Annotated in this window: 17 protein-coding genes and 1 pseudogene; 8 read left to right on the top strand and 10 right to left on the bottom strand. The window is 60.2% G+C overall.

Going from position 1 to position 21,367, the window contains the following annotated elements; translation table 11 throughout:
* The first annotated feature begins 308 nt into the window (after positions 1-308).
* From GOY17_RS19030 to GOY17_RS18345, 4 genes are all read left to right on the top strand, one after another.
* Positions 309-812: a hypothetical protein gene (locus tag GOY17_RS19030; protein ID WP_232338483.1), complete on the top strand. Its 504-nt coding sequence runs from the start codon at positions 309-311 to the stop codon at positions 810-812.
* Positions 813-1,135: 323 nt separating this feature from the next.
* Positions 1,136-1,621, top strand: coding sequence for a hypothetical protein (locus tag GOY17_RS18355; RefSeq protein ID WP_157031455.1), 486 nt, complete (start codon positions 1,136-1,138; stop codon positions 1,619-1,621).
* Between the two features lie 554 nt (positions 1,622-2,175).
* Complete coding sequence (locus tag GOY17_RS18350) at positions 2,176-3,711, top strand: RNA-directed DNA polymerase (protein WP_157031453.1); 1,536 nt, start codon at positions 2,176-2,178, stop codon at positions 3,709-3,711.
* 69 nt (positions 3,712-3,780) lie between these two features.
* Positions 3,781-4,407: a DUF2971 domain-containing protein gene (locus tag GOY17_RS18345; protein WP_157031451.1), complete on the top strand. Its 627-nt coding sequence runs from the start codon at positions 3,781-3,783 to the stop codon at positions 4,405-4,407.
* 729 nt (positions 4,408-5,136) lie between these two features.
* On the opposite strand, the gene GOY17_RS18340 is transcribed toward GOY17_RS18345, so the two are convergent.
* Positions 5,137-5,601 carry a very short patch repair endonuclease gene (locus GOY17_RS18340; RefSeq protein ID WP_157031450.1) on the bottom strand — a complete coding sequence of 155 codons (465 nt, stop codon included), beginning with the start codon at positions 5,599-5,601 and terminating at the stop codon, positions 5,137-5,139.
* Positions 5,594-6,961 (bottom strand): DNA (cytosine-5-)-methyltransferase, encoded by a 1,368-nt coding sequence (gene dcm, locus GOY17_RS18335; RefSeq protein ID WP_157031448.1) that lies wholly within the window; start codon positions 6,959-6,961, stop codon positions 5,594-5,596. Before dcm ends, GOY17_RS18340 begins: the two co-directional genes overlap by 8 nt.
* A 259-nt stretch (positions 6,962-7,220) precedes the next feature.
* Between dcm and GOY17_RS19170 the strand changes: the two genes are divergently transcribed.
* On the top strand, positions 7,221-7,409 hold the full coding sequence (locus GOY17_RS19170) for an NAD(P)H-binding protein (protein WP_157031446.1): 189 nt from the start codon (positions 7,221-7,223) through the stop codon (positions 7,407-7,409).
* A 219-nt stretch (positions 7,410-7,628) separates the two neighbouring features.
* Here the strand turns inward: GOY17_RS19170 and GOY17_RS18325 are convergent, their stop codons facing one another.
* From GOY17_RS18325 to GOY17_RS19165, 6 genes and pseudogenes are all read right to left on the bottom strand, one after another.
* Positions 7,629-10,565, bottom strand: a complete 2,937-nt coding sequence (locus tag GOY17_RS18325) for a Z1 domain-containing protein (RefSeq protein WP_157031444.1) — start codon at positions 10,563-10,565, stop codon at positions 7,629-7,631.
* On the bottom strand, positions 10,562-11,503 hold the full coding sequence (locus tag GOY17_RS18320; protein WP_198173744.1) for a PD-(D/E)XK motif protein: 942 nt from the start codon (positions 11,501-11,503) through the stop codon (positions 10,562-10,564). The genes GOY17_RS18325 and GOY17_RS18320 overlap by 4 nt, the downstream gene beginning before the upstream one ends.
* Before the next feature lie 41 nt (positions 11,504-11,544).
* Complete coding sequence (locus GOY17_RS18315; protein ID WP_157031441.1) at positions 11,545-13,041, bottom strand: ATP-binding protein; 1,497 nt, start codon at positions 13,039-13,041, stop codon at positions 11,545-11,547.
* A gap of 360 nt (positions 13,042-13,401) precedes the next feature.
* Positions 13,402-14,721: a type II restriction endonuclease gene (locus tag GOY17_RS18310; protein WP_198173743.1), complete on the bottom strand. Its 1,320-nt coding sequence runs from the start codon at positions 14,719-14,721 to the stop codon at positions 13,402-13,404.
* A 484-nt stretch (positions 14,722-15,205) separates the two neighbouring features.
* A complete protein-coding gene (locus GOY17_RS18305; RefSeq protein ID WP_232338482.1) occupies positions 15,206-16,486 on the bottom strand; it encodes an ATP-dependent nuclease in 1,281 nt (426 codons plus the stop codon).
* Between the two features lie 336 nt (positions 16,487-16,822).
* Positions 16,823-16,999 (bottom strand): annotated as a pseudogene (locus GOY17_RS19165) (hypothetical protein); the annotation flags it as partial.
* A 479-nt stretch (positions 17,000-17,478) separates the two neighbouring features.
* Between GOY17_RS19165 and GOY17_RS18300 the strand changes: the two are divergent.
* The 3 genes from GOY17_RS18300 to GOY17_RS18290 all read left to right on the top strand — a co-directional run bounded on the left by GOY17_RS18300 (position 17,479) and on the right by GOY17_RS18290 (position 19,682).
* Positions 17,479-18,054, top strand: a complete 576-nt coding sequence (locus GOY17_RS18300) for an outer membrane beta-barrel protein (protein ID WP_115843263.1) — start codon at positions 17,479-17,481, stop codon at positions 18,052-18,054.
* A gap of 203 nt (positions 18,055-18,257) precedes the next feature.
* Complete coding sequence (locus GOY17_RS18295) at positions 18,258-18,911, top strand: hypothetical protein (protein WP_157031439.1); 654 nt, start codon at positions 18,258-18,260, stop codon at positions 18,909-18,911.
* Positions 18,912-19,043: 132 nt separating this feature from the next.
* On the top strand, positions 19,044-19,682 hold the full coding sequence (locus GOY17_RS18290; protein ID WP_157031437.1) for an outer membrane beta-barrel protein: 639 nt from the start codon (positions 19,044-19,046) through the stop codon (positions 19,680-19,682).
* 69 nt (positions 19,683-19,751) lie between these two features.
* Here GOY17_RS18290 and GOY17_RS18285 read toward each other — a convergent pair whose 3' ends face one another.
* Entirely contained in the window at positions 19,752-20,780 is a 1,029-nt protein-coding gene (locus GOY17_RS18285; protein ID WP_157031435.1) for an NAD(P)H-dependent glycerol-3-phosphate dehydrogenase, read from the bottom strand.
* A gap of 12 nt (positions 20,781-20,792) precedes the next feature.
* A complete protein-coding gene (secB, locus tag GOY17_RS18280) occupies positions 20,793-21,305 on the bottom strand; it encodes a protein-export chaperone SecB (protein ID WP_115843272.1) in 513 nt (170 codons plus the stop codon).
* Between the last annotated feature and the right edge of the window lie 62 nt (positions 21,306-21,367).

Here is a 21,367-nt window from a genome sequence, read left to right as displayed (position 1 = left end):
GCCAGATTCATAACGTAGCAATCGAGAGCACCTGTCCCCGTTGTGGCTCCGTGCAGCGAAGCGTTCCGTCGTTCTCGAGGTACGGCACGTGTACGGCTTGCAGGCAGCCGCTCGGGCACGCTGGCCGACCGGGACTGCCACTGACTTCGTCACAGGAATGGGTAGACAGAAACATCGGTGAGCTCGTCGCATGGATCTCTTCCGACGAGGCGTATGAGCTACCAGGCAATACTTACCGACGTTTCGAAAACCAGTTCGCTGGCCATCCCGGGCTGCGTCAGCAGCTTCACGAGCTCGGAGCGCCGACCGTGGCCATTATCCTCAATGTCGCCGCGGCACAGGGAGTATCCGTTCTGGATCTTCTGCTACGGCCGGAAGAGGTGGCGGCACCGCCGCTGATCGATCTCAGCACCGACTTCACGGGCATTCCCTTCTCCGCTGATTGGGAGAATGCCGCTGTCGCTAAGATTCGGCGCGTCATCACGATTCTCCTCAACCGACGTTGCGAGCTTCCTCCGCTCGGCCTTCTTCTTGAACGATATGAGGTCGAACGCGTGGCGGCGAAGTGGCATATGCCACAACTGCTCTGGCGATACGATCGCCACTATGATCGACAAGCCAAGCTTCTGCGGACGCGGATAAAGATTCGGGCCTTCTCGAAGGCGTTGTATCTGTTGCAGAAGTTGCAAAAGAGGGGGGTGGCCTACTCTGCGGTGGCGCAAGACACGCGGCTTAGCCGCCGTGATGCTATGAGGATTGTGAACGCTACGGCTCTAGTACTAGTAGCCGAGCATGCAAATTTCGCCACATAGCCGCATCTCACCCGCTTCCATAGTCGGGTTCGAGTCCTGGTGGACCCAGCACATAGGCGTCCGACGTTGTCCAGGGGCGGGATCCGCTAAAGATTGTCGTTTTGCGCCAATCTATGGTGGACGTCCGCGGAGTTTGTCGCTCCAGCTATGCGGTCTTGTGTGCAGGCCGATCTCCGCGACCCAGCAATTGACGATCCATCAAAGGGGCAGCGCCCATGCCTTGGCGTGGGCGTCGCGCGAGCGAGGGGATCGGATAGGCTGTGCGTTGTTACGGTTGTGGGCGGGCAGTGTGGTCCGCCCATCGGGTCGCCAAGGGGGGCGAGATGGGTACCTTCGACAAATGGGTTGACCGTGTGTACGGCGAAACCGACTTCGGCCGCAGCGTTGGCACGTCAGTGGCAGGCGTGGCCGGCCTTCTCGTGTACCTGTACTGGCGCGACTGGGTGATAGCCGTCTTCGCGGCCGTCATCGCGTTCCCGCTAGCGCGCCTGCTGTCGACGTGGCTCTATGAAAAGGTCCGGAGGGCGACGGGGCGGGAGACTGAGCGCGAGCGCGCTAAAGCGACCTATGAAGCGCTCAGCGATGAGGAGCGCAAGGTAGTTGCGGCCTTCGTGCAGGCTGGCGGCGCGGTACTCACTTGGACCCAGATGAATCGACTCCAGGTGTCCGGACCGGCCATCGAGACGCTAGTTCAGCGTGACGCGCTGCGCACGTCCATGACGGCCGACGGGATGCGGGAGACGTTCGTATTGGACACTGCGATCTTTGACGCAGCTGTCCGCGACGCGAAGCGCCTGAGCCCCGCCTAGGGCAAGTTCGTCGCAGACGAAGAACCCCGACGCAAGGCCGAGGGCCGGGGTGCCGCAGCGAGCAAAGCAGGGCCGCCTGTCAAAGCGCCATCGCCTCTGCAAAAGCGATTCGGCCGCCACGGGCCCGGCTGCCGCTTGGGCGAACCTCGCACCTCCTCCTAGTTTGCTCCGTCGGCGACTCAGCAGACGTGCAGACGTGCAGACCGCACATGCTGGATCGAGGTGTTCAAGCGCTGCGCGTCGCTATGGCTCGAAGTTCTTTGGCGTTCAACTGCCTTACATGCTCGCCATAACCATTTGGCTCGGCGCCTCTGCCGTCGTCGCGGGCGTCGGCTACTCCAAAGCTTCCGCTAAGTTGCCTTGGCTCGGGTCCCACACACATCGCCAGCATCTGTTTGCAATTGCTGCGGCCGCCCCCTCCTTGTACGCCGGGGTGTTCTTGGCGTTCAATGCGTTCGGCATGTAGGGCTTCCGGTGCGCGGCCCTCACTATTCAAGCCGAAGCCGCTTCGCGGCTCGGCTTAGTTCAGGCGCTTGACCGCTCGGGGAGTAGTCGTGATCTCAGAAGCATCACTCCGCTGGTCTCTTCAATTCCTGTCTGCACACGGTGATGGGGATCTATTTCCGAAGATCCCTGAGATTGACGCAATCAATTCGGAACCAACCGACTTCATAACTAATGTCACCGGAAAGCAGCTCGGCGACCTACCGGCAGGCCCCTGCCGTCGATTTCTTGTTCCAAAAGATGACTTCTCTTACCGACAGGCAACGCAGCTAGACCCTCAAGATTCGATCATCTTTTGCGCACTTGTTTACGAGTACGGCGCAGAGATCGAACGACGCCGCTTAGCAGCAGACACGATCTTCAGTTACAGATTCCACCCCACTCTTGTCGACGGGCTTTACGGAGAAAAAGAGAGCTGGAACAAATTCTGGGAATCTGCGTACCGCAAGGCCAGTAATTTTCAGTGGGTTCTCTATTGCGATATTGCGGATTTCTACAATCAGATTTATCACCATACAATCGAGAATCAGCTGATCGCTTCTTCATTTCCGAATCAAGTCACGAAGTGGCTAATCGGGTTATTCGAATCGACAACGGCAGGCGTTTCAAGAGGGGTACCAATTGGCCCTCACGCAACGCATCTTATTGCGGAATCAACTCTGATCCCAATTGACAACTCCCTGCGGGTACAAGGGCTTGATTTCTTGAGGTACGCAGACGACATACTCGTGTTCTGCGCGAGCGAACAGGAAGCAAGAGCGACACTAGGGAAAATTGCTACAACGCTTGATCAACAACAGCGACTCATGCTGCAAAGGCATAAGACCAAGCTGTTCAATCAGAGTGACTTTCAAGCCTTGTGTCATGAGATGGTGCAAGACCGCCCGATCTCAGACGAAGAAGACAGACTTCTAAAGATCATCAAGCGCTACTCTGGCGGAAATCCGTACAAAGTCATCACCTACAACTCCATCAGCGCTGCTGATTGGGCTCAGTTTTCGCAGGCCGCACTAGAGCAGGTGATAACCGAGTACTTGAGACAGACCCCTATTGATTTCATTCGCCTCAGATGGTTCTACCGGCGCCTCGCCCAAGTGGGACATCCAGGTGCAATCGACATTTCACTTCGCAACATCGAGAAACTTGGGCCTTGCTTAGCCAACATATGCACCTACCTGGCCTCCGTTCAATTCATAGACCAGCAAGATTGGTTGCGCTTGGGGGAGCGACTTCTTGGCCTCCTGAATCTGCCGGAAATTGCACAGCAGCCGTACTTCCGACTGTCGGTGCTTAGCCTATTTAGCAAGACTCCGCATATGAATCATTTCTCAAAACTTGCGGAGAGCTACAGCTCATCTGACGCTTTCGCGCAGAGGGAGATTCTTCTCGCCGCTAAGGCGAATGGAGCGGTAGATTGGTTGAGAGAGCACAAAGAGTCCTTTCAGCACATGGACCCTTGGCGTAAGAGCGCGTTTATCTACTCCGCCTCAGAATTTCCTCGCGACGAAAAGAAGTTCTTCTTGAATCGTCATCCTTTCTACAGGCCATTTGATCAAAGCCTGGCAAAATGGTCGAAAGCGGTATAACAGTCCGTCCAAGCCGACGCCGCTTCGCGGCGCGGATCATTTCAGGCGTTATGCAGGGGAGAGATCTGCGTGGGTGATGTTCACTTCTTTAGGTACACAGATCTTCCGTCTCTGATTCACATCCTCAAGAATCGCCAGCTAACTCTTCTTGATCCGATGACTTGGGATGACAAGAACGACTCAAGCTTTGTCACCCTGTACCGAGAGAAGAGCAAGCTCGCTTCAGTGCTGGCGCTGTGCTTCACGCGCTCTCAGGAGACGTATCACCACTGGCGGATATTTGCGCCAACTTCTTCTGGCGTTCGCATAACCCTCAATGAGCAGTCGCTTCGGAACTCAATAGATGGAATTGATGGCCTTCAGCTGATGGAGGTTGAGTACGTAAAGCTTGAGGATATTCGCAGCACGAAACTTCCCCGTCATCGTCTTCCATTCATCAAACGCTACCCGTACCGTGCGGAGAGTGAGGTTCGGTTGCTATGGGAGTCAGAGACAGAAGAAATGCTCTCCTACGCTTTGCCGATTGAGCTCAATGCGATCAGGCAGGTAACTCTCAGTCCGTGGCTCCACCCTGCGCTCGTAGAGAGCGTAAAGTCTAGCCTCAAGGCCATCGACGGTTGCAGCAAGCTCACCGTTCACCGCACAACGTTGATAAGCAACGATGAGTGGCTGAAGCATGGTACAGCTGCAACATAATAATTCGTTCAAGCCGATGCCGATTCACGGCACGGCTTAACTCAACCGATGGCGACTGTCCGATAGGGGACATTGGGGGAGGGCGGAGGCGGGATCGGATGCTAATGTCCGCTTTCGACCCGAAGCGGGCATTCGGCCTCGCGAGTTCAGATGACCTACGTTCCCCCCAAGCCTCTCCGCGAATGGCGCTTTGATGATCCGGCGAGAGAGCTGTATCAACTCCTTGTGATGGACGATCAGACCGTGTGCAGCGCCTTCGGTCGTTACGCCCATTCGTCCGGGGCGACTGCATGCTCCTGGTCAGATTTCGTGGCCGGCGCCCTCGATGACGTTGTGACTGGGGCGCACGGGGCGAACGTGCTCACCGAAGCACGGGAGTTCGTGGCAGCGAAACTAGGTGAAGTGTCCGCTTCTGACCGTTAGCGGACATCTGATGGGTAAGCTCGCCTCGCCGACGCTGATGTCCGCTTCCGACCGGATCGGACAACCTCCGAGGACGACCTCGGCAGCAGACGCACCAACTCCTAGTGAGTGAGCATGCTTGTTCTTCGACGACTCGACGTAGCGACGCGCATCACCATTATGGTGCCTAGCTCGGCAAGAGAGAACGTCGGAAAGCAGGGTTGACTCGCGCGGCCGGCAATGCCGTCGACCGTGCGCCCCCCAGCGATTACACCCGGCTATCACATGCGCTAGTGATATCCCGCTCGGGAGTCGGGAATGATCAAGTCAATCAATCCAAATCTCGGCGATCTCGATTGCGGCCTCATCGGCATCACCGAGCCAGAATGCCAGCGTGTCGGCGACATTCTCTACTCCCTGTCGAAAGCGGCCTTTGAGCGCGCATTCCCAGACCGTGGCGATACGCCAGCCGTCAGCGAGCAGCTTCTCGCGCGCATCGCGATCGCGCAACGCGTTACGAGCGATTTTCTCGCGCCAGAAGTCCGGTCGAGTACTAGGAAGCTTGAATAGCGAACAGTGGTGCTGGTGCCAAAAACAGCCGTGGACGAATACAGCAGCCCGAAACTTAGGAAACACAATGTCAGGCGTGCCCGGGAGCTCTCGGACGTGCAGCCGATATCTAAATCCTTTGCGGTGAAGCGCCTTGCGGATCAGCAACTCCGGGCCAGTGTCCCGGGCACGGATCGCCCGCATGTTGCGCGCGCGTGCTTCGGGACTGAGGACGTCAGACACGCTTGCGCCTAGCAACCTTTCTTGCGGCCCGCGCAGGGTGCTGCTTCGCCGCCAAGATCGCAGGTTTCATCATCTTAGCCACTGCTGCGAAGACCGGAACCACCACGGAGTTTCCGAACTGCTTGTACGCCTGCGTGTCGGATACCGGAATTCTGAATGTCGATTCACCAGGGCGGTCATAGCCCATCAGGCGCGAGCATTCCCGCGGCGTCAGGCGACGCGGTCGGCTCTTGAGGTTTTTCGGCTCATGCAGGGGCTTCAACGGGTTGAAGCCACGATCCACCAAGATCTCGGAGCCGTCCTTGTAATACCTCGCCGACAGGGTGCGTGTCACATCACCCTTTTTCACAAGCCCATACCCAAAGCCATTTCCCTTGACTTTGTGCCTAATCGAATAGTTGAACAGGTACTCCCATAGCTTCGGCGTCAGGATGTACTTGTCGTCCACTTTCGATTCGAGAATGTCACCGAGCGTGGGCCTCTCCTTCGGGAAGTGCTTCGCGATATTACGCAGCGAAAAACCGTCGTGAACGTTCAGGTCCTTTCGGAAGCCCACCAACACGATTCGCTCACGGTGCTGCGGAACAAAGTGCTTGCCGTCGATGATCTTGGGATCTTTGCCCGCGTCGTGAACTAGATCCGCTACCCAATAGCCCAGTTCGCTGAGAGTTTCTACAATTACCTTGAAAGTGCGGCCCTTGTCGTGGCTTTTCAGGTTCTTCACGTTCTCCAGAAGGAATGCCGCAGGACGCTTAGCCGCAAGAATTCGCGCGACGTCAAAAAACAGCGTGCCTTGCGTTTTGCACTCAAAACCATGAGCACGCCCGAGCGCGTTCTTTTTGGAGACGCCTGCGATGGAGAACGGCTGACAAGGAAAGCCCGCCAAGAGCAAATCATGGTCAGGAACAACGGCATCTATGTGACGGTAGGCCTCTTCTTCGGACACATCCTCCCGGCCGGAGAGGGTCATCTCCCGGATGTCACTATTGAAGACATGATGAGCCGGATCGCAGTGGTAATTGGCCTTGTAGGTTCGCACCGCCTCCTTATTCCATTCGCTCGTGAGCACGCAGCGGCCGCCGATGGCCTCGAAACCACGCCGAAGCCCTCCGACGCCCGCAAACAGATCAATGAAGTCGAACTCATGCTTAGCATTGGCTGGCTGCGGCAGCAGCGCCTCAAGAGCCTTGTACTCGACATGGCTTAGGCCTGGCGCGGCCTTGCCGTTGACCCAGCGGTTGAGCGTCTCGCGGCACGGGGCACCCGGACTGACAGCGGCAAGATGGGCCGCGATCTGCTTCTGGTCGTAAACCTCTAGGACTCGCTTCAGTAGGGCGAGTTCTTCTTCATGGGGGGTCATAGGATTCTCTTGCCCTGTTTCAGTGACAATCTATCACTCATTTGACCCAGCGTGCGGGGCAGGGGGCGTTGCATTGTCGGGCAGGCCAGTCGCGGTAATTGAGATGAAGTCGGCGCCTTGAAGGCCGTCAGGAATGTCCTTAGCGTCGGCACGGTCTCACGGGCTCCAGAGCTATGGAGACGCTCGGAACAAACTCTTCGACAACTTCGGAATGAGCGTGTCAACGAAGTGATAGCCGACAAGCAGATAGAGGTAGCGCTTGTTCGGGGACAGTGCCTGCGATTGGACGATCGTTCGTCCGGCGACGCTGACGTTCAAGCCTGCTCGCGGCCATCTAAAGGTGGGCGCCGACCTGCGGTGGAACATCCTGTCGACGGCGACCGGCGCGGACGTCGCCAACTGCATGGTCGGGATTCTCGATGATCCGACGACGCACCAGTTGAGCTAACGGTGCGCAGTTAACCCAGTTCCGCAAGCTTGTGAATCCGACCATGGGTCTTCCGTCCGATCGGGGAAATGGCAGCGCCGGCCAGATCGGCGAGCTCGTCAGCGTCCGCTCCGGGCCAGAAGCGGACCTAAACTTAGTCACGCCTTGCCCGCGTGCGCGCTCGCTGCCCAGCATCCACACCCCAGCGACAGCCGCTTCACCGGAATCAGTGAGCACTGATCAGTTGTGCTGTGCCACATCGACAAAGGCCGCATCGCTCTTCGGATCCCGCACACGGAAGTTAATCTGCTCAGGAATGCGGTTCGCCGGGAACTCCAGATGCATGCCCAGCGTGATTTCCGTGTCTTTGACGGAGGTTCCCCCAAAATCACGCGGGACGACGGGGTAAATCAGGCAGATGGCCTGTCGTGGCTGCGTCATCGCGACCAGCTGTGCATTCGGACTACTAAGCGCAGTCACGCCAGTAAGGTGAGCGGCAACGGCTTTGTGGCGGGACTCGGAGAACACGTTGAACCGTTCGGCGGTGCCACCGCGTTCGAAGACCCCGACCGCCTTCCCGTTGAAGCGCCACTTTCCGGCCGCGCTGGGATTGTCCATCAGGATCACGCGCCACTTATCGACGTCCGGCGAGTGCCCGCCTGTCCCCGATAAGAAACCGATCACCGCGGCGAACTGGTTTGCAGGCGTACCCCACCGATACGCCTTCAGGAACTCCAAGAACTCAGGAGCGCCGACGGTGTAGGCGCGACCTCGCAGCGACTGGCGTTGATCTTTCCAGGTGCCGGTCAGCTCCACGGGTTCGCCAAGCTGATTGCCCAGAAGGGTGGACAGCCTCGCAACGTTTGCCTTGCGCACAGCCGGTGCGAACGTAACGCGCCCGGACTGCGCGCCCTTCCCGCCGAAATTCTCCATGGCGATTTCGGCGTTGTGCATCTTGTTCTTCTGCGTGGGAATCAGCATGCCCATGGGAACCAGTGGCGGGACCTGAATGGGACGGATGCCTTGAGCAGAGTAAATTCTGATGCGCTGGCGAAAGCGCTCTTCGTCCATGCACACAGACTCGAACATGTCGTACAAGTCGACCTTCGCTTTGCCTACGGTCACCTGTGAGGCCAAGTAGAGCCGGACAAGATCGCGATACCCACGCCGAAAGCCAAACCAGCGACCCATCTGCATCAGGGTATCGGCCGCCTGCGCCCGCCGCAGAAAGTAGCTGATCGTCAAGCCTTCAACGGTGTAGCCGCGTGATAGCTTGGCGCCGCCTACGAGAATGTTCCACACACTCTCCTTGTCGAAGTCAGGCATGTCATCCTTGTTCGTATCGCGTCCGTTGACGACCAAGACCTGCTTCCGGGATCCTTCAAACTTCTCGAACGCCTGAATCAGAAACGGACGAAGTTCGGCAACGCTCACGGGACGCGCCAGGCCCGGCTCCTTCACGGCGGACACCGGTTCGAAGTCTTCCTTCCAGAGGCGCCACAGGCGCTCCAGCGAGACGGCCTTCCGGTATGCGTTCCTTGACAGCAGCTGCCTGACGGTGTCCCGGTCCTCATCATGAGCGTCCTGGCCTGAGGAGCGGTGGACCAGCATCGTATGGTGACGAGTGCTGACGGACCCGGGTGCCAGATCGTTACGGAACAACTTCAGGGCGCCAGTCAGAAAAAAGGCATCCAGCGCCTTAGCAAATGTCCCCGTGTCGTCGGAATCCACGATGCTGCGTACGAACGCATTGCGGTTAGAGACATAGCCCATGTCTGCGACTTCTTCCTTGCTGCGCGGGTTGAACTCGTCGTCGAAGTCATGGAAGTCCGCTACGCCCATGTAGTTGGCAGGCCGGGGAAGCAGTTCGATGAAGTCGCGCGGAAAAAGGTCCAGCGAGTCGCCGGGATTAATGAGTGTGTTGGCAGCGGGCGTCGCCGTGTACCCGACATACTGCGATCGGGGAAGCATCGCGAGCAGGTTCACAATGGCCTTGTTGGTACCGGTTCGCGTGTCCTTTCCTTCGGCCGGCTTCTTCCTTGGGTCGACGGTGTTCACAGATGCCTGATCGGACTCGTCGTCGATGATCAGGGCCGGGATGTCGTCGAAGGACATCTGCAAACCCTTCAGATCCGCGATGACCTTGCGGATAACGGCAGGGTTCTTCTTGATGACGATCAATCGGGCCGCGGTGGTACGCAGGTTGTCGGGGTGATTGAGGGGACGGTCCGCGAACTGCTTCTCGAAGCGCAGGACGTCACGTCCCTGTCCCAGCTTCTGGTAGTCCTCCACAGACGTAGTGATGCGACGGATATCGAAGCCACCCTTCTCAACGGGCAGACAGCCATAGGAAGTGAAGCGTTCCCAGTCCTGGTCGCCGCTGTATTCGTGGGCCTGATCGACCTGCCTGTCGCGCAGAATCTGCTCGCGGCCGACCAGTTCTTTGTCGAGGCGTCGCTGAGTCTGAAAGCGTAGGCTGTCGAGCATTCCCGCCAGCACGATAATCAGACGGTAACCCGCGTCCATGGCTTTAGCGATGACGGCGGTGAAGTTGGCCGTCTTGCCGCTCTGGACGTAACCCACCACGAGTCCGCGGACCGCAAAGGCTTCATGACGCTGCGGATCGGACAGGCAATGCATCACCTTGTCAGTCGACTCGTTAAGCGAGGTCGTGGCCGCTTCGTCCCAGCCGGATTGGGTCTGCAGGTAGCGCTCATACTGGCTCCAGTAGAACGTGCCTGCCTGCTGCTTACGCAGTTCCGAGTACCACGTCTGATGCTCGTTCGCGATCAGGACTGCATCGTCGAAGCCTTTGTGGATCGGAATATTCGTGAGCAGTGCCTCAGCCATCGCTGCGGACAATCTGAGGGCACTACAGACCAGCGAGCGACGCTCAGGCGTGAAGTTGCCGGTTTGCTCGGTCCATGGGGCTTCGCTGATGGCGTCCCAGGCACGAAGGTGACGCGCAAATACGAGGTGTGCCGACGAATTCGCAGCCCCTCGTGCGATCTCGCCGAACAGATACGCCACTGCACCGTCGATGTCGGAGGTCACCTCACGATCTTCCAGCTCGAAGCGGACTCTGCGCTCCAGCCCAGACGGGCCGGGTCCGGCAGACATTGCTTCGAGGGTCGCGTGCAGCAGCCCGACCAAGCGGGAGATCTCGGTCTCGTTCATGCCGTCTTCCTGAAGTAGCCGGCGGCGTCAAATGGCCGTCCGATGCCTTCCATGTTGAGTGTCAGGGTAACGTTGCGAATCCTTGGTGCAGCATCGACCGCGAGCACTCCATGCAACCACTCATGGCTCATGGCCGGGAAGTCGCGTCCAATGAAGATGTCCGTGACCGCAGCACTGGGCTGATAGCGCACCGTACATTCCGTGTGCCGCTCGTCGTAATCGGCCTGTGTCAGTGAATGATCGAATCGCTTTCGTGCCGGCTGTCCGGGCAGGAGTTGCCGAATGGTGGTCACCAAGTCGTTGACGGAGCGCCCGGGCCCAGCGCCGGGGTGACCCAGCCGAATGCTGATGAGAGACAGCGTGTGCCCCGGCGAAGGCGTCAGCTGGTTGAGGCCGTGGATCTGATGTTCCCGGACATTCGCCGTCGTAGCCTTCACCTCCAGTTCGTGCAGACCGAGGCGGAAGTCGTGAGACTCGCGTTCGCCACCGATCCAGCAGACGGTGTCCGTCGCACCGTTCCTTAGCAGCTCCTCAAGTACCATCAGTTCACCCAGCAGGCCAACGGCCCTTTCCTTAGACAGCTGGGTGACCTGAGCCACCAGTAGTCGAAAGTCCGCCAGACTGGACTCCAGCGCAAGCAGCCCGTCACTCTGTCCGTCGCGGATACGGGCCATAACGTCGTTGATGAGCGCATAGATCGCCCGGAACAGTTCCGGCGTATCCGTCAGCACCTCGACAAACCGGGTTCCCGCCAGCTGGACGGTGCGGAATGTAATGTTCCGCAGTACCCAGGAGTGCGACGGGAGCCGGCCCTCAGGGACACGCATTCGAAGCCCCAGTCTGGCCGGATTCAGAGCAAACACCAGCCGCAGATCCGGCTCACTCAGCATCGGCTGCTCAATCGGCAGGCCCGCTGAGATGTAGTGCTCCTCAAGCACTCGCCACTCCATCACTTCCGGTGCTGTCCTAGTCATAGTCGTTACTCAAAGCGCAGTGCAGTGGACAGCAACTCGGACAGGGCGTCGAGCTGTTTGCGGCGCTGTGCTGAGTGTCGCGCCTTGTCAAAGTCCTGCTCAAGCAGCAGGAAGAGCAGCAATTTGACGACAGGAAGATCGGTCTGCGTTCCGCGCTTGCCACCCAGGAGCTTGCGGCGCATGCGCTTGTCTAGGCGCAAACACATTTCCTCGCGATCCACCTCGAACAACGCGCCAGGATCGGAGAGCTCGTCCCAGACAATCTTCACCGGGCGGGTCTTGCTTCCATCACCGAGCACGTCGCGAGCACGCCGGGCGAGTTCCGCCGGAAGGGCGCCGTCAGGAACCAACGGATAGTCTGTCTGTGCCCGGACGTCCTTCTTGCGGTATACGCGTTCGGCGAGGCTGCGGTACTTCGAGAACTGCACGCCCGACGCTGAGGTCGCGGCCTGCATCGACTCGGCAAAGGGCGGCGGAACGATGACCAGTGACTTCTGAACGTTCAGGCCGAAGTGCTCATCCATGGATTCGGGCAGATCCACGGCGATGCGAGCCAGCGAGGTATGCGGCTCCGTTTCATGCTCGACCACGCCGTTCCAGCCGCCGGCTTGGATCAGGCGGTCATTGCGATAGAAGTAGAAGCCTTGCCGGGAGGCCGCCCGGTTGCCGAGTTTGTACTCGGGGCTCTTGCTGTTGGGCGGCCAGATATGAGCGATGGCCTTGATTTTGCCGATCTCAGGGATCGTGACCGGAAAGTTCTGCGGGAATTCCGGTGCGCCGCTCTCGTCGTAGCGAAACGGGTTAAGCGCGGCGATCTCGGTTGCACGATCGGCCTCGCTACCGTCGACATGCTGCGAATCAAGGCGAATAGACAGGCGCCGGGATTCGAGGAATCGATGGAAGTGCAGGCCGAGATGGACGCGCAGGCGGTTGAACAGCTGGCTCAGCGTGGCATCCACGCCGTTCTTACTGGTGGCGAGCCGGTCGATGCGGCTCCACTCGATGACGCTGCCACACCGGGCGAGGTCCATCGATGGGAACGGCCCGGCGGTGGCCTCGCGTGCTTCTTCGGACGGGATCTCCTCGAGGAGCCAGTTTCGTGAGATGCCCTCCACCGTCCAGCGACGGCCGCAGGCGCTGGCGCCGGAGACCGTATGTACAGACAGCGTTTTGGCATGGCTGAAGGAGGCCAGCTTCATACCCATGCCGAACTTGCCCAAGGACAGATCGCCGATGTCTTCATGGGCGCCGAAACGCATGGCGCGCTGAAGCAGGGACTCGGTCATGCCGTGCCCGTCATCGGCCACCAGCAACTGCACGATGGCCTGGTCGTCGTACTGCAGGCGGATCAGGACGTTCTTCGCTTTCGCATTGACGCAGTTGTCCACCAGATCCGATACCGCCTGCTCGAAGCTGTAGCCGATCTGGCGCAGAGCGTTGATCAGCTGCTCAGCATTCGGCGGAACCGACTGCCGGGCAGACCTGAGTTCCTTGTCGTCCATGTTTACTCCTCGTGCCCGCCTCTGCGCTGGGCGCTTCTAAAAATGTCCGGCGACGCCGGGAAGGTCGCCCCGTCAGGCCGGTCCCGATTCTGCGGCAGCCATCGCAGTTTGTTAAGGCAGTCAGGGAGACGGGCAGTCAGGCGGAAACTGACGGGAAACTGCTCAGGGGCAAACGCGGGCGAGTGGTACGACGCCGGTTCCGTGCGTTTCCGGAGCGTCTTTGCGCCGAATTACCTCGTCCGCAGGCTGGCGGAACTTGATGGGTCATTAAGGCCGGGGTGCGCATGCATCGGGAGCATGGCCCTCAAACTTTTCGGCTTGGCTTCATCACAGACCTTTGCCTTGCAGTACCACCGTCGGTCAGGTCAGCCTGAAGGCCGGCGCCGCCAGCAACGTCGGCCGCTTCTGGCCAACTTCATATCGGAAGAAATCGCCAAACGTGATGACGTTTGGGTGCACGTCGTAGTCGCTTTCCTTCAGTGACTCCGGTACGACCAGGCAGATATTGTGCCCGGACATGTCGCGGATGGCCTCATCGGAGATGCGGTCATCCACGGTCGCCAGAAAGATCGGGCTGGCAAATCGTTCCAGAGCGATCTGCTTCCAGCGCTCCCGGAGCGTGGTTTTGGCAGAAAGCACCATGGAGACGTGATGCTCGGCCGCGTTGTTTGCCAGGGATGCGGAGGTGGGCATGACGAAATCGGGTCGTCGGCCGCCGGTTACGGCCTGAGCCTCGTAGCGGATGTTGCCATCCTCGAGCAACCGCCGGATATGGTGCTCAAACGACATGCCTGCGCGCGATTTGCGATGCTGACTGGCACTGAGGAAGGTCGCATCGAGTGCTCCGAACCCGCGCACCACGGCAGTCGCAATGTCGACGCCTCCGCCCTGACCGGTAAGGATGCGCAGGACCTCGGCCGCGCGATGGCGCATTTCGGCCTGACGATAGAGAGCGTACTCGATATCCCGGCTGATGGTCATGACCGCGTCCCCGGGCGCGGCGAGGGCGAAGGGACTGAGTGACGACAGCCGGCGTCCGCGCATGAACTGGGTTTGCGCCATCTGTGCAAGCGCGTCGGTTGAGGGCAGCGCGGCAGAGGCGATGAATGCCGGCAGCGTCCCTTGCGCTAGTGCATGCGAGAGCTCTTCGATGAGCTGGCTGTATTCATCGCGTGCACGCAGCAGGTAGTCGGCCGGCAGAAAAAGACCGGTGTGGAAGTCGCTGCCCAAGTCGAACACGCTTTCCACGATCGCGGCGGCTTCGGAAGCAGAATCGACGATGAGGATCCAATGCGCCAAGCCGTCTGGCAGGTCGAAGGCTCCCATGAGAAGGAGCGAGGCAGGTGTTAGGCCTGCGAACTGGTCCTTGGGCAGCCCGGTGAAGTGTGTCTCAGACCCTTTGCGCAGGTAATGGACTACGCGCGAGATTCGCCATTCACCGGTCGTGGGCCAGAACGTACGCAGCTCGGTCTCGCGAATGTGGGCCCGGTCCGGACTGAGAGCGAGCAAGGGGGGGAAGAAGTTCGCGTTGCGGACATCCGACGGCACATAGAAGCCGTACTGACGCTTCATGGAGTCTTCAGCCCAGGAGCAGTCATTACGGGCGAGCTTTTTGATCCATACCGTGCGGCTCTTTCCGAGCCATTCGAGAATTTCGGGCCAGTCGGTCTGATACGCCACAATGCAATCCTTGCGCCAAGGTGCCGGAACACCGGCGGGTCAGAGAGGGAAGATAGGGGGACGGGGAAGGCAAGGAAAGGCGTTCCCCCGATGGCGTCGCCGGACTCCACGGTTACTGAGCTGCTATGAAGTCTGGGAGCCTTAGTAACTTGTCGAAGGCTCACGCGCCCGCGCCACGGCCTTGGAGAGCCTTCCCGGATCCTCAGCTCATGCTAGGTGAATTCAGGGCAAAGCAAGTCGTTGATCGATCAAGAAATGGGCGGTTGGCGAACACCTTCGCATGCCTCCTCCGTCTTCCTGCTTGCCTCACCGAGGCACAGAGAAGCGAAAGTCGTTCTCTGCTTGCGGAATGATTGCGAGAGTACTCGAGGGGCACCGATTCAACGTCAATTCCCGTTCCGTGGCATTCGGCGACAATCCTAGCAGCGTACAGCGCGTCATCGCAGCCCTCCTCAAGCGTCGCTGCGAGCTGCTGCCGCTCGGCTTACCCGGTAGCCGCTTGTCGCTGCAATGACCTTTCGAGGACTTCCCGGAGGTCTGGCGCGACCTCAATTGAATCTGGAATAGCAAAGTTCCCGAGCTTGCGATCGTCCTTGTGTTCGCGCCTGACGATGACCTTGATAGCCTTTAAGAGACCCTTCCCTAAGACTGAGTGCGGCCCTTGCTCTCCCAAATGCAACCAAAGCTCGTCGCTATTCGGGCTTCCGCCATCAGGGTACAGAAGGCGATTGATGACTCGACGCTTCTCCATGAATAGCTTCTTCGCCCCACCGATGGATGCTGCCGCTTCCACAACCCAGCTTTTCGCCGTGGATTCGGAGACCTTGTAAAGTTCAGCAAGATACTCCGGCTGGCAAAAGTAGGCCTCCACATCAACATGTCGCGTAACCCACGCGAACGACGAAGCATACTGGGCCACCCATTTCCCTGACTCCGCTTCCGTCATGAAATCCCGGTCGCGGTGGAGGATCATGCTCAGTTGGATGTCGCCCTCTCTGACGAACCCATCGACCAACGGCTTCCTAGGCAGGTTGTCTACACCGAAGCACCGGCAGACGGATATTTGGCGGGCGATGCTTGGCCATTGGCGGAGGATTGAGCGTATTGCTGTGTCATCTTCATCTTCGACAAAGAAGATCGCGCTCTTATCAAGCGCCCCCCATCCCATCAAGGTACGGATCCCCCTTTCTTCGTCAGAAACAACTCGACCTTCCTTCATCCAAACGAGCTGAACCGACGGGGACGCTGCTCGAACTACGTGCTGGCTATGCGTAGTAAGTACAACCTGTGCGCCAAACTCCTCGGAAGCGGCCTCTAGAGCTTCAATTAGCCTCTCTTGCTTGTCGGGGTGAAGGTGTGCATCTGGCTCATCTACGAGGAGTAGTCGCGGCCGAAAAAGAATGAGGTACGCGAAGATTTGCAGCACTTGAAGGATTCCGGTGGCGAGATCTTCAAGTGGCTTTGGGCCATTGTCGACGCCATCCCTCATGTACGTGGCATTGATGTGGATGTCCTCCCGCTCGTCGAAGGACACTTGGACAGAGAATCCCGGGTGGATCGTTGCAAGGAGCTCATTGAGGCGCCTTAGGCGCCCTCCGGGCGCTCCAGGCTCCTCGTCCCCCTGCCGGCTCGCAAGGTTGTAGAGAACATTTCGGAGTACTCCTCCTGCATCACCACTTGCTGCGTGTCGCCGCATGAGCGGTTGTGCCAGGATTGTCTCCCGTTCCGCCAGACCGGCGAGGCCAGGAATGTAGGCGGTGATCAAGTGACTGCGCTGCTTGAATGGCGTCACTGCCGATCCGCCCTCGATGTGCGCTGATATCGCGCCGCGATTTCGCGCAGCCCAAATCTTTATCGTCGCGCGTGGGGGCGGTGTGATCCCTGAAGTGTCGTGAACGAATGAGACTGCCGAATGGGGCTGCGAGACTCCTGAGCCAAGGTCACTGAAGTATCCAGTCGACAGAGGGCGACTCGACGGCAGGTAGTCTATTCGGTCGAACGCGATTACTTCCTTAGTGTTCTTGGGCGAGATGTAGCTAGCGGCCCGTGCCGCCCAATGAGCAGCCTGAAGAACCGATGTCTTCCCGGAGCTATTTGGCCCAACCAAGATGGTTACGGCTCCAAGAGGGATCGTTGCTTCATCAATTGTCTTGAAGTTCCGAATGTGAACTTCTTTCAGTCTCTGCCACTCACCAACCACCTTCGGCTTTGAGGTTCTCGCTTGGGCTTCCGAAGCGTGGATCGCCTTCAACCTAGCTACCAGGCCTGCGATCGGCATTTCGCATACTCGGCGTAGCGCCGAAGCCAGAATCCCAATTGCTACCTGTCGCCCGACGCCGCCGTCTTCCTGTTGCATCCCTGCGCGCTCCGTGCTTCGTACTGGAGCGATGTTATTCAGACTAACGCTGGGCATCAATTCAACCACAGCCATCTGAACGACTCGGTGTCGTTTGCGGAGCAGGTGCAACTGGGGGCAATGGCTATCTGAAATGGGGTGACCTTCACCGCCGGCTGGCAATAGATTGTCACCAAAGTTCCGCCGCTGCGCCGCCACCATAGTTCTGACAAATGGTGCCCAACTATGGTGGCGTGCCCACGATCGCGGCGGGGGACCGTCACGTTTCGATGAAGTTCCTGCACCTTCCAGTACAGTATTCAGGTTAAATTTCGGTTAGCTCCGGATACTCCACGGCACCGGCGCCACTCGCGTTTCCCCCCAAACCGGCGCCGGACACCTAATAAAGAGGCTGAGACCTTATGAAGCGTTCCCTGCTTGCCCTGACCCTGCTCGCCGCGCTGCCGTTCGCCGCGTCGGCTGCCGACAACGTCTCGTACAACTACATCGAAGGCGGCTACGTCGGCACCAGCACCGACACCATCGGCGGCTTCAACGACACGCCGGATTCGGATGGCTGGTCGGTCGGTGGTTCCGGCGCCATCGCGCCGAACTTCCACCTTTTCGGCAATTACAGCAGCCAGGAGTTCGACCACAACTTCGGCGACCTGGACCGCTGGCGCCTGGGCGTGGGCTACAACCACGAGATCAACTCCAGCGTCGACCTGCTCACCCGCGTTGCCTACGAGAAGGCCGAGTTCGATGCCATCGACCTGGACGGCTGGAGCGTGGAAGCCGGCGTGCGCGCGGGCCTGACCCCGAACATCGAAGCCTTCGCGCTGGCCGGTTACGAGGACTACGACCAGGGCGTCGACGGCGAGTTCTACGGCCGCGTCGGTGCGCAGGTGAAGTTCAACCAGACCTGGGGCATCAACGGCGAAGTGAAGTTCGTCGACGGCTACACCGAGTACTTCGTCGGCCCGCGCATCAGCTTCTGATCGCAGCGTCCGATCCCGCCACTGGCGGACAACGAGTTACACGACAGCGTTCTCTCTCCCCCATGTCGTGATTGGAAGCCCGGCCCACGCCGGGCTTCTTTTTGTGACTACAGGCACCCTTGTATTAACGATTTCTTCACGATATGGTGCGCCGGCCGCTGCAATGGCGGTCAGGGACCAATACCAAAAGGATCAGGGGACTCATGAAGAAGCGTTTTGTTCTGGCTGCCATGCTGGCGGCCGCGCCGTTCGTCGCCTCCGCTGCGGACAACGGTGTCAGCTACACCTACATCGAAGGCGGCTACAACCAGGCCCGCATCGATCACGACGACGAAATTCTGGGCGACTTCGACGCCGACGGCGGCTATCTGCGCGGTTCGTTTGGCGTGAGCAAGTCGGTTTACCTGTTCGGCAGCTACGCCAGTGGCGAAGACAGCGACAACGTCAGCCTCGACATCGGCCTGCCGGATCCGTACGAAGCAAAGGTCGACGACGAGCTGACGATCAGCGAAATCGGCGTGGGCTTCCACTCGGCCATGGGCGAGCGCGTGGACTTCATCGGCGAGCTGGCCTATTTCCGCATGGAAGAAGACTTCAAGGTCCACGACGACGAAGGCACCTTCACCGACCGTTGGCACGTCAACGGCGGCCGCGCCTCGGTCGGCATCCGTGGCGGCAACGAGCAGGTCGAAGGCTGGGCGAAGATCGGCTACCTCGATGCGAGCGACTTCAACGGCAACTTCGTCGGCGGCGTCGGCGGCCAGTACAAGTTCAACCAGACCTGGGGTCTGGTGGGCGAAGTGGAAGTGTTCGACGACCTGTCCCGCTACATGGTCGGCGTGCGCGCGAGCTTCTGACCGCGCTGCAACGCAACCACCAAAGACCCGACTCCGGCCGGGTCTTTCGTTTGCGATGCCCGCCTCATGCCGCGCGGGCGCTTTCGTGCCAAAGTGCGGCCTGGTTTGCACGCGCCTTTTTTTGGGGATCGGATGAAGAAGCAACTTGCACTCGCGACCGCGCTGGCGGCCGCGCCGTTCGCCGCGCTCGCCGGCGGACACAGCTACACGTACCTGGAAGCCGGGTACGCGCAACTCAATCAGGAACTGCCGGCGCCGGCAGGATTCGAAATCGACGACATCGAGGCCGGCGGCTTCTACGTGGCCGGTTCGGCGGAGATCGCGCCGTCCATCCATCTGTTCGGCGCCTACCGCAAGGGCGACGACGACGTCAGCGTCTCGCTGCCGATGGGCGGCGGTGAAATCGGCAGCGCGGGCATCGACATGTCGCAGGGCGTACTCGGCGCCGGCTGGCACCACGACCTGCGCGATCGCACCGACCTGGTCGCCGAACTGAGCTGGCTTCGCACGAAGATCGACGTCAAGGACGACGAGGAAGGCGCGGACGAAGGCGACGATGTCCGCATCGCCGTGGGCGTGCGCCACCTCATCGCCGACAACGTCGAGCTGTGGGTGAAGGGCAACTACACCGACGGCGATCTCTACGACGGCGCCTTCAGCGCCAGCGCCGGCGTGCAGTACAAGCTCACGCAGACGTGGGGCCTGGTGGCCGAAGCCGAAGGCGGTGGCGACACGTCGATGTTCGGCGTGGGCGTGCGCGCGAGCTTCTGACGAAGCGATCACGCGGGAAACAAAAAACCCGGCCTCGGCCGGGTTTTCTCTTTTGGACATCCGGAACGCTCAGCCGAACAGGTTGCGCGGGTATTCCGGTTTCTGTTCGCGCGAGAGCAGGAGCTTCAGGCCCTCGGCCGGCGTCAGGTCGCCATGCAGCACGCATTGCACCGCGCTGGAGATCGGCAGTTCGATGCCGTGGCGCTCCGCCTGGCGCATGACCTCGTCGGCCGTCTGCACCGATTCGACCACCTGCCCGATCTCGCGCACGGCGTCCTCGATCGACTGGCCGCGGCCGAGCGCGAGGCCCAGGCGACGGTTGCGCGAAAGATCGCCCGTACACGTGAGCACCAGGTCGCCCAGGCCCGCCAGGCCCATCAGCGTCTCGGCCTTGCCGCCAATGGCGTGATTGAGGCGAAGCATTTCGTTGAGCCCGCGCGTGATCAGCCCCGCGCGCGCGTTGAGGCCGAGCTGCATGCCGTCGGCGACGCCGGTGGCGACCGCGAGGACGTTCTTCATCGCGCCGCCGAGTTCGGCGCCGAGCATGTCGTTGCCGGTGTAGGCGCGGAACGCCGGACCGTGCAGCGCGTCGGCGACGGCCTGAGCGAACGGGGCGTCGTTGCCGTGCACGGTCAGTGCGGTCGGCAAGCCCTGCGCCACTTCCTTCGCGAACGACGGGCCCGTCACGACGGCCAGCGGCACGTCGGGACCGAGCACCTCTTCGGCGACTTCATGCAGGAACCGGCCGCTGCCCGGCTCGAAGCCCTTCGTCGCCCATGCCACGCCGGCGTGCGCCGGGCGATGCGGGGCGAGCTTGCGCAGCGTTTCGGCGAAGGCGTGCGAGGGCACGACGACGAGGACGAAGTCGGCCCCCTTCAGCGAATGCTCGAGATCGGTGGTCGCGCGCAGCGACGCCGGCAGCGGGATGCCGGGGAGGTAGCGCGGGTTCTCGTGGCGGGTTTCGATGGCCTCGATGCCGTCGGCATCGCGACCCCACAGCACGGTCGGGTGACCGTGCCGTGCGATCAGGGCTGCCAGGGCGGTGCCCCAGGAGCCCGCGCCGAGCACCGCGACGTTAGGAAGTGCGTTCGCTTCCATGCCGCGGCGCGATCAGGCGTTGCCGGCGGTCTCGGCGTCGGCCAGACCCGACTGCTGCTGCGCGGCGCGCTGGCGGAGGCCTTCGGCGTAGAGCGCGTCGAAGTTGATCGGCTGGAGGTAGAACGGCGGGAAGCCGCCGGCCTGGATGAGGTCGCTGATCAGCTGGCGGGTGTACGGGTACAGGACGTTCGGGCAGTGCGTGCCGAGCATCGCGTCCAGCGTCTGCGCGTCGAAGCCGGCCAGGCCGAACACGCCGGCCTGCTTCACTTCGGCGACGTACAGCGTCTTCTCGTTGGCCGAGCAGGTCAGCGTGATGCCCAGGACGACTTCGAAGGCGTTGTCGTTGAGACGCTGCACGCTCTGGTTGAGGTTCATCTGGAGCTGCGGCTGGGCCTGCTCGTTGAAGATCGCCGGACCGCCCGGAACCTCGAAGGAGACGTCCTTGACGTAGATCTTCTCGACGGTGAACGCCGGGCCGTTCGTTTCGGCGGACGCGGCATTGCCGTTGACGTTTTCTTCGGACATCTCTCGTGCTCCAAGCGTTGAAATAGCGGTAAGTGGTCGATTATGGCACGCGTTCACGACGT

Source organism: Lysobacter soli (genome assembly GCF_009755585.1).
Taxonomy (GTDB): Bacteria; Pseudomonadota; Gammaproteobacteria; order Xanthomonadales; family Xanthomonadaceae; genus Lysobacter_J; species Lysobacter_J soli.
This window is presented reverse-complemented; position numbering and strand designations above follow the sequence as displayed.

What these genes read in the sequence shown, in the direction of transcription:
- dcm (WP_157031448.1), bottom strand. Translation starts at nt 6,961, where the DNA reads ATGACCCCCCATGAAGAAGAACTCGCCCTACTGAAGCGAGTCCTAGAG.
- secB (WP_115843272.1), bottom strand. Translation starts at nt 21,305, where the DNA reads ATGTCCGAAGAAAACGTCAACGGCAATGCCGCGTCCGCCGAAACGAAC.
- GOY17_RS18325 (WP_157031444.1), bottom strand. Translation starts at nt 10,565, where the DNA reads ATGAACGAGACCGAGATCTCCCGCTTGGTCGGGCTGCTGCACGCGACC.
- GOY17_RS18290 (WP_157031437.1), top strand. Translation starts at nt 19,044, where the DNA reads ATGAAGAAGCAACTTGCACTCGCGACCGCGCTGGCGGCCGCGCCGTTC.
- GOY17_RS18300 (WP_115843263.1), top strand. Translation starts at nt 17,479, where the DNA reads ATGAAGCGTTCCCTGCTTGCCCTGACCCTGCTCGCCGCGCTGCCGTTC.
- GOY17_RS18295 (WP_157031439.1), top strand. Translation starts at nt 18,258, where the DNA reads ATGAAGAAGCGTTTTGTTCTGGCTGCCATGCTGGCGGCCGCGCCGTTC.
- GOY17_RS18355 (WP_157031455.1), top strand. Translation starts at nt 1,136, where the DNA reads ATGGGTACCTTCGACAAATGGGTTGACCGTGTGTACGGCGAAACCGAC.
- GOY17_RS18315 (WP_157031441.1), bottom strand. Translation starts at nt 13,041, where the DNA reads ATGGACGACAAGGAACTCAGGTCTGCCCGGCAGTCGGTTCCGCCGAAT.
- GOY17_RS18285 (WP_157031435.1), bottom strand. Translation starts at nt 20,780, where the DNA reads ATGGAAGCGAACGCACTTCCTAACGTCGCGGTGCTCGGCGCGGGCTCC.